3 protein-coding genes and 1 pseudogene are annotated in these 6985 nt (G+C 67.5%); 1 reads left to right on the top strand and 3 read right to left on the bottom strand.

The window, feature by feature from the left end:
- Both IP86_RS09170 and IP86_RS09165 read right to left on the bottom strand, forming a co-directional pair.
- A pseudogene (locus IP86_RS09170) lies at positions 1 to 912 on the bottom strand (phospholipase); the annotation flags it as partial.
- Between the two features lie 177 nt (positions 913 to 1089).
- The gene (locus IP86_RS09165; RefSeq protein WP_054162210.1) at positions 1090 to 2781 is read right to left on the bottom strand and encodes a methyl-accepting chemotaxis protein; all 1692 of its coding nucleotides are present in this window, start codon (positions 2779 to 2781) and stop codon (positions 1090 to 1092) included.
- Positions 2782 to 3228: 447 nt separating this feature from the next.
- Here IP86_RS09165 and IP86_RS09160 point away from each other — a divergent pair, with 447 nt between their 5' ends.
- Positions 3229 to 4353 (top strand): AI-2E family transporter, encoded by a 1125-nt coding sequence (locus tag IP86_RS09160; RefSeq protein WP_054162209.1) that lies wholly within the window; start codon positions 3229 to 3231, stop codon positions 4351 to 4353.
- A gap of 10 nt (positions 4354 to 4363) precedes the next feature.
- Here the strand turns inward: IP86_RS09160 and IP86_RS09155 are convergent, their stop codons facing one another.
- Entirely contained in the window at positions 4364 to 6937 is a 2574-nt protein-coding gene (locus IP86_RS09155) for an NAD-dependent epimerase/dehydratase family protein (protein ID WP_054162208.1), read from the bottom strand.
- Positions 6938 to 6985 lie beyond the last annotated feature (48 nt).

Genomic DNA, 6985 nt, shown 5'->3' with positions numbered 1-6985 from the left:
CGGCCGTGCACGATTTGAATCGGCAGGCCGCGCAGCCGATCGGCATCGGCCATGCTGGCGATCATCGGATGAAAGCTGGCGGCGATCGGCGCCAGATGCGTGAACGGCGAGGCGGGGCCGAGCCCGCTGACGTAGCAGAAGGTGCCGCCGTCGCTCAGGCCGGTGAGCAGCAGCCGCTGCGGATCAATCGACCAGCGCGACCGCAGGAAGGCGACGATGCGGTCGAGATTGGGCGTGTCGGCATCTTCGCCCATCAGTGCCCAGGTCGGACCGAGCGCGGTCGGCGCCACGACGATGGCGCCGTGGCTGCGCGCCTCGCGCAGCCAGCTCCACAGAAACAGCCGGCCGTGGCCGCTGCCGCCATGCAGCGCCACCACCAGCGGCCAGGGCCGATCCGGCGTGTAGGTCTCGGGCACATAGAACGAGAAGCCGCCGCGGCTGCCGGGCTCGTTGTCGTGGTGAAACACGCCGCTGTCCGGATGCTTCGGTTGTGCCAGGCGCGCGCAGATCCTCGTCGGCGCGCGCGTCGTGGTCGAGGAACAGATCCGACACCGGCGGCAGCGTCGCGGCCAGCGGATACAGCGCTTCCATCGCCTGCGGCAGATGCCGCAGCGCGCGGAACACCGTGACGAGATCACCTTGGCCGGACTCGGCGGCGTGCAAACTATCGAACGCCGCCATGACGTGATCGCCGGCGGTCTGCAACGGTCCGCGCAGATGCGCGAACGCGTCGGGCCAGTTCGCCAGCCGCGGCAGTTCGGCGCGCAGCTCCGCGTCGGGGGCACCCGCCATCTGCATCACCTCGCCGAACTCCGGCGGATGCAGATAGCGCGCGACAAAGCCGAGCGTCTCGATCGACTGCAGCAGCGGCGGCAGCAACGCCACGATGTCGTCGACGACGGCGTCGCTCATCGCGTTTCCTTCCCTGGTGAATCCGGCTGGCCGCACCGCATCGCGCGCCTGCGCAGAACACTGTCAGTCCTGCCAGCAAACCGCAAATCGGAGGCTGCCGCGCGCGAACAAAAAAGCGCCGCGCGAAACGGATCGCGCGGCGCAGGCGGGATGAGACGGTGGAACGACCGGCCGCGCTCAGGCGGCCCGCACGGTCTCCAGGAACTTCGCGACTTCGTTCTTGAGCTTGTCGCTGTCCTGCGACAGCGAACGGGCGGCCGACAGCACCTGGCCGGAGGCGGAGCCGGTCTCGGTGGCGCCGCGCTGCACGTCGGTGATGTTGGCCGAGACCTGCTGGGTGCCTTGCGCCGCCTGCTGGACGTTGCGCGAGATTTCCTGCGTGGCGGCGCCCTGTTCCTCGACCGCGGACGCGATGGTCGAGGCGATCTCCGACATCTTGGCGATGGTTTCGCCGATCTCGCGGATCGCCTTGACGGACGAGCCGGTCGCATTCTGGATGCCGCCGATCTGCGCGCTGATCTCGCCGGTCGCCTTGGCGGTCTGCTCGGCGAGCGCCTTCACCTCCGAGGCGACCACGGCGAAGCCGCGGCCCGCCTCGCCGGCCCTCGCCGCCTCGATCGTGGCGTTGAGCGCCAGCAGGTTGGTCTGGCCTGCGATGGTGTTGATCAGCTCGACAACATCGCCGATCCGCGCCGCCGCCGTCGACAGTTCGCCGACGCTGGCATTGGTGTTGCGGGCCTGCTCGACGGCCTCGCTGGCGATGCGGGCGGATTCCTGCACCTGGCGGCTGATCTCGGTGATCGACGACGACATTTCTTCGGTCGCCGACGCCACCGACTGCACGTTGGTCGAGGCTTCTTCCGACGCCGCCGCGACCGCGGTGGTCAGCTCCTGGGCATGTCCGGCCGTGGCGGTGAGGGTGCCGGCCGAGGCTTCGAGCTCGGTCGAGGCCGACGTGACGGTGGCGACGATCTCGCTGATCGCGCTTTCGAACTGCCGGGTCGCCGCATCCACCCGCTGACCGCGCGCGATCTTCGCCTCCGCTTCCCGCGCCGCCGCTTCGTCGGCGGCCTTCTTGGCGATCAGCGCTTCCTTGAAGATCTGCAGCGCGTCGGCCATCGCGCCGATCTCGGTGGTGATGCCGCGATACGGCACGTCGGCGGACAGGTCGCCCTGGCCGAGCGCCTGCATCGGCTTGATGACGCCGTCGATGCCGGCGATGACGTCGCGGATCACCAGGAAGCTGGCGACCACACCGAACAGGATGCTGACGGCCAGGATGGTGAGGATGATGTAGAACGCCGACGAGTAGGTGGCGTCTGCCGCCACCGTCGAATCGTCCGCCCCCTTGTCGTTCAGCGCGACGTCCTTCTGCAGGAATTCGTCGAGCTTCAGGCCGAGCGGATTGGCCTGCTTGAACAGGATCTCCGTGCCCTCTGCCGAGATCTGCCCCGGCGTCTTGCGCGACGCTTCGATGATCTTTGCCGCAACGGCCTTGTATTCAGCCCATTGGGTTTTCCAGCTCTCGTAGATCTGCCGCTCCTCGGGCGTGGAAATCAGCGGCTCATAGGTCTGCTGGGTCTTCTGGATCCTCTCGTCGAGTTCGGCGATGCGCTTGTCCACCGCCGCCTTGCCCTCCGCCGTCAGGTCGAGCAGGTGATTTCGGAGACCGGTCCGGTAGTTCAGCACGTTGTAGCGCAGCTCACCGAGGACCCGGACGCTCGGCAGCCAGTTCTTGGCGATGTCGACCGTGGCGGCATTCATCGCCTGCAGTTTGACAATCCCGAGCGCGCCCAATCCCGACATGGCGATGAGCAGCGCAGCCACGAGCGTGGTGATCTTTGCGCGGATGGAGAATTTTGCCAGCATGGTGGTCTTCCTGCCGTCCTGGGACGTCCGGCGTCTGGTGTGTAGTTAAGAGCTGAGACCCGCGTGGTACGAGACGCGATCAACGCCGTCCGCCGATCGCGTGATCGTCTGGTGTTGGTCGCCGGAATGTTGCGATGGGGAACTTTTCGCTTGGTTAATAATCCTGCTCGTATCTCTACGGAGTTACTCGTGTCGGGGCGACTCGGCCGGCCCGCCGTGCGGCAGCAGGATGACCCGCGTCGCCGTAGCCCGGGGCGCCGGCATTTCAATTCCCGATGCAATGACTTACCGTGAGGACGAAAGCGACCGTTCCGGCTGTCGCGCAGGGGGCGTTGTCTCGACACTCCTCTGCGCGGGGCACGGAGGCTGCAGATTGTGACAGCTGTCGCGGAGCGATTGACGACGTGAGTCGTTGAGGTCCGCAACGGCCGAGGAGATCGTTCGGGAATGCGCGCGTCGGAGAATCCGTTCTTCATCCTGCTGCTGGTGGTGGTTTCGATCGGCTTCGGCTGGATCCTGCTGCCGCTGTACAGCGCGGTGCTGTGGGGCATGGTGATGGCGATCATCTTCGCGCCGCTCAACCGGCGGCTCACCCAGCTGTTCGACGGCCGTCGCAACCTCGCGGCGCTGACCACGCTGGCGATCATCATCATGCTGGTGCTGCTGCCGTTGTCGCTGATCGGCGCCGCGCTGGCGCAGGAAGCCGGCCAGATGTATCGGCGGGTGGAATCCGGTGACCTCGACGTGCTGCGCTATCTGAAGCAGATCATCGCCGACCCGCCGGGCTGGATCAGCGGCGTGCTCGATCGTTTCAACATCGGCAGCCTCGCCGATTTGCAGCAGCGGCTGACGAGCGGGCTGATGCAGGGCAGCCAGTACATCGCCAGCCAGGCGATCGGCATCGGGCAAGGCACCCTGGAGGTGGTCGTCAATCTCGGTGTCATGCTGTATCTGCTGTTCTTCCTGCTGCGCGACGGCGATCTGTTGGCCGGCCGCATTCGCCGCGCGATTCCGCTGCCGGTCGAGCAGGAGAGCCAGCTGCTGCGCAAATTCGCCGTCGTGATCCGCGCCACGGTGAAGGGCAACATGCTGATCGCCCTGATCCAGGGCGCGCTCGGCGGCGTGATCTTCTATCTGCTCGGCATCAAGGGCGCGCTGCTGTGGGGCGTGGTGATGGCGTTCCTGTCGCTGCTGCCGGCGGTCGGCGCCGGCCTGGTCTGGCTGCCGGTCGCGATCTACATGCTGGCAACCGGTTCGGTTTGGCAGGGCGTGGTGCTGATCGCGTTCGGCACGCTGGTGATCGGCATGGTCGACAACGTGCTGCGTCCGGTGCTGGTCGGCAAGGATACACGGATGCCGGACTACGTGGTGCTGATCTCGACGCTCGGCGGCCTGCAGGTATTCGGCCTCAACGGTTTCATCGTCGGCCCGGTGATCGCGGCGCTGTTCATCGCCACCTGGGACATCTATTCGATCGCGCGTCAGCCGGCCGAAACCCAGGCGCTGACGGCCGGGACGCCGGCGATTGCGCCGCCGACTCCGAACGACAGCGCCGCCCGCGCCGACGCCTAGCGTTCGCGCCTCAGATGATGGCGCGGTCCCAGGCGCCGTAATGATGCCGGCTGCGCGTGCCGCGCGGCAGGCTCAGGCCGATCAGAGCCAGTCCCAGCACCACGTGGACGGCGCCTGCCGCCGGCGCGCCGCCGAGCACGAACGGCGAGGCGGCGACCCAGGCGCCGACCGCGATGTTGAGGAAGCGCACCGGACGCGCCACCTCGGCCAGCGCGGTGACGGCGATCAGGATCGCCAGGCAGCCGGCGATATGATCGCTGAAGGACAGCGGCGGCACAGTGCCGACCAGCAGGGGTGACGCCGCGAGCGCGACACCCAGCGCCGCGCTGGCGCCGAGCGTCCACGGGAAGGTGACGCCGCCGACCACGAAGTCCTTGAGGATCTCGCCGACCGGGCGTTCGAGATCCGGCTGCGGCGTCTGGTCCTTGTCGAGCGAGGGCCCGCCCTTCCAGAAGGTGCGCCAGAATGGCTCGCCCGCCTGCTTGGCGCGCCACAGATACTGCGCGCTCGCCAGCACCTCGTCGAGCGAGTAGGGAATCAGGATCACCGTCACCACCGCCTGCAGGATGCACAGCGTACACAGCGCACCGATCAGCGGCGGCTGGATGATGATGAACGACACGCTGACGATACCGAGCGGGACGATCAGGAGGCCGAACAGGAACACCATCCAAGGCATCGTCCGCCAGCGGCGGCGATCGCCGATCGTGCCGGCCAGGATGTCGAGTGCGTAGGCGAAAGCACCGAGCCCTGCATCGGCGATCGGAAAGCCCTTCGACACCCACGACGTCACCACCGCCTCGCTGCCGTTCATCACCGGTGCGTCGCCGGCACTAAAGAACGGCTCCCACAGGCTGTCGGTGTGGCCCATCTGATAGGCCGCCAGATAGCGCGACACGAACAGGCCGACGAACGCCAGCGTGATGATCGGAATCCGCTGCGAGAACGACGACGGTGAGTAGGTCCAGCCGAGCGGGCGATCGTCGTCGGCCGCGAGCGCGCGGCGGCTGATGCCGGGCGGCGGCGGAATCAGCACCAGGAAGGTGATCACCAGCATGCCGACCAGCGTGTCGGTGGCGTAGGCGGCGGCGTTGGTGGTCCAGAACAACAGTGGCGCGATCATCACCCACAGGCCGACCGCAGCGCCTGCCCAATGCATCCAGCGCCGCTGCCGCGCCATGCCGGCGAGCGCCAGCACGGCGATCAGCAGGCCGGAGACGATCTCGCTGACGCCGAGCTGCGTATTGCGGGTCTGCGGCTCGGCGAGCTCGTGACCGAGCGCCGGCGGCACGGTCGGCATCACCGGATCGAACAGCCCGAGCGTCAGCGGCGACGTGATCAGCCATAGCCCAAGCGCGGCGGCCGCGAGCGGCGCCCACAGCGTGCGAAACCGCTGGTGCTCGAGCTCCTGCTCGACCTCCTGCTCGGTGCGTTCGAGCGGCTGTCGCAGCCGTTCGCGCGCCTGCGCCAGCTCCGGCTCGGACGCGGCGACGACTTCCGGATCGCGCTTGTTGATCGCGTACCAGCGCGTCGGGTCCTGCTTCAACCTGCCGATCATCTCCGGCAGCGTATCGATCAGCCGATGCGCCGGCTCCCAGCCGAGCAGCGCCCGGGCACGCGCGATGTCGATCTCGTAGTGATCGTCCGAGTTCTCCACCATCCACGGCTTGATGTCGGTGTCCTGATCGAGCACCTCGGCCTGCATCCAGGCGCCGGCCTTGGTGAACGGCTTGGGCAGACTGAAGGTCGGCCAGTCCTCGTCGTGGACGAGCTGGCCGATGCGCTTCTGCATCTCCTCGTAGGATGGCATGTGCTCTTCGCCGATCAGCAGCGTGGTCTCGCCGGGCAATTCGCCGCGGCGATCGACGGTGCGGACGATGGCGTCGACCAGATCGTCCTTGTGCAGATAGGGCTGCCCGGCGCTGAGATCGCCGGTGAACAGATAGGCCGTCGGCAGCCGCTCGTAGATGCGCGAGATCTGCTGCGCCACGAAGGCGGCGCGACAGTCCTCGTCATAGACCCCGGCGAGCCGCAGGATGACGGCGTTCACATCGCCGCGCTCCTGCGCGATCAGCTGCTCGGTCTCGGCCTTCGACTGCGGATAGGCCCAGGCCGGACGGACAGGCGAGGTTTCGTCGATACGCGCGCCGTGTTGCGGGCTCGGTGCATGCACCAGCAGCGTGCTGGAGAACACCAGCTGTTCGGCACCGACCGCGCGCAGTTCGCGCAGCAGGCGCCGCGTTCCGTCGACCGTGACGGTCTGGTACTTCGGATTGTCCTCGCCGGTCGTGTCGTAATACGCGGCGAGATGGATCACCGACGCGATCTCGCCGCCCGCGAGCGCCGCGGCCTGCCTGACTGCCCGCGCGACGCTGTCGTCGGAGGTGAGGTCGACTTCCAGCGTTTGCATGCCCTTGAGCGGCGTGCGCGGCTGCATGACGTCGAGGCCGATCACCCGATAGCGCTGCGACAATCCCTTAGCGATCGCCTGGCCGAGAAAGCCGCTGCTGCCGGTGATCAGAACGGTGGGACGGCGGGGTCCGGACTTCGCCTTGGTGCTCGGCTTAGGCTGAGGTGACGACATCGGTTCGGGCGTCCGGATGTTGCGGGGTGGCGGATCGCGCAAAGGCGG

The sequence above is a fragment of the Rhodopseudomonas sp. AAP120 genome, from assembly GCF_001295845.1.
Taxonomy (GTDB): Bacteria; Pseudomonadota; Alphaproteobacteria; order Rhizobiales; family Xanthobacteraceae; genus Rhodopseudomonas.
Note: the sequence above shows the minus strand (reverse complement) of the source record. Positions and strands in the feature narration are given on the sequence as shown.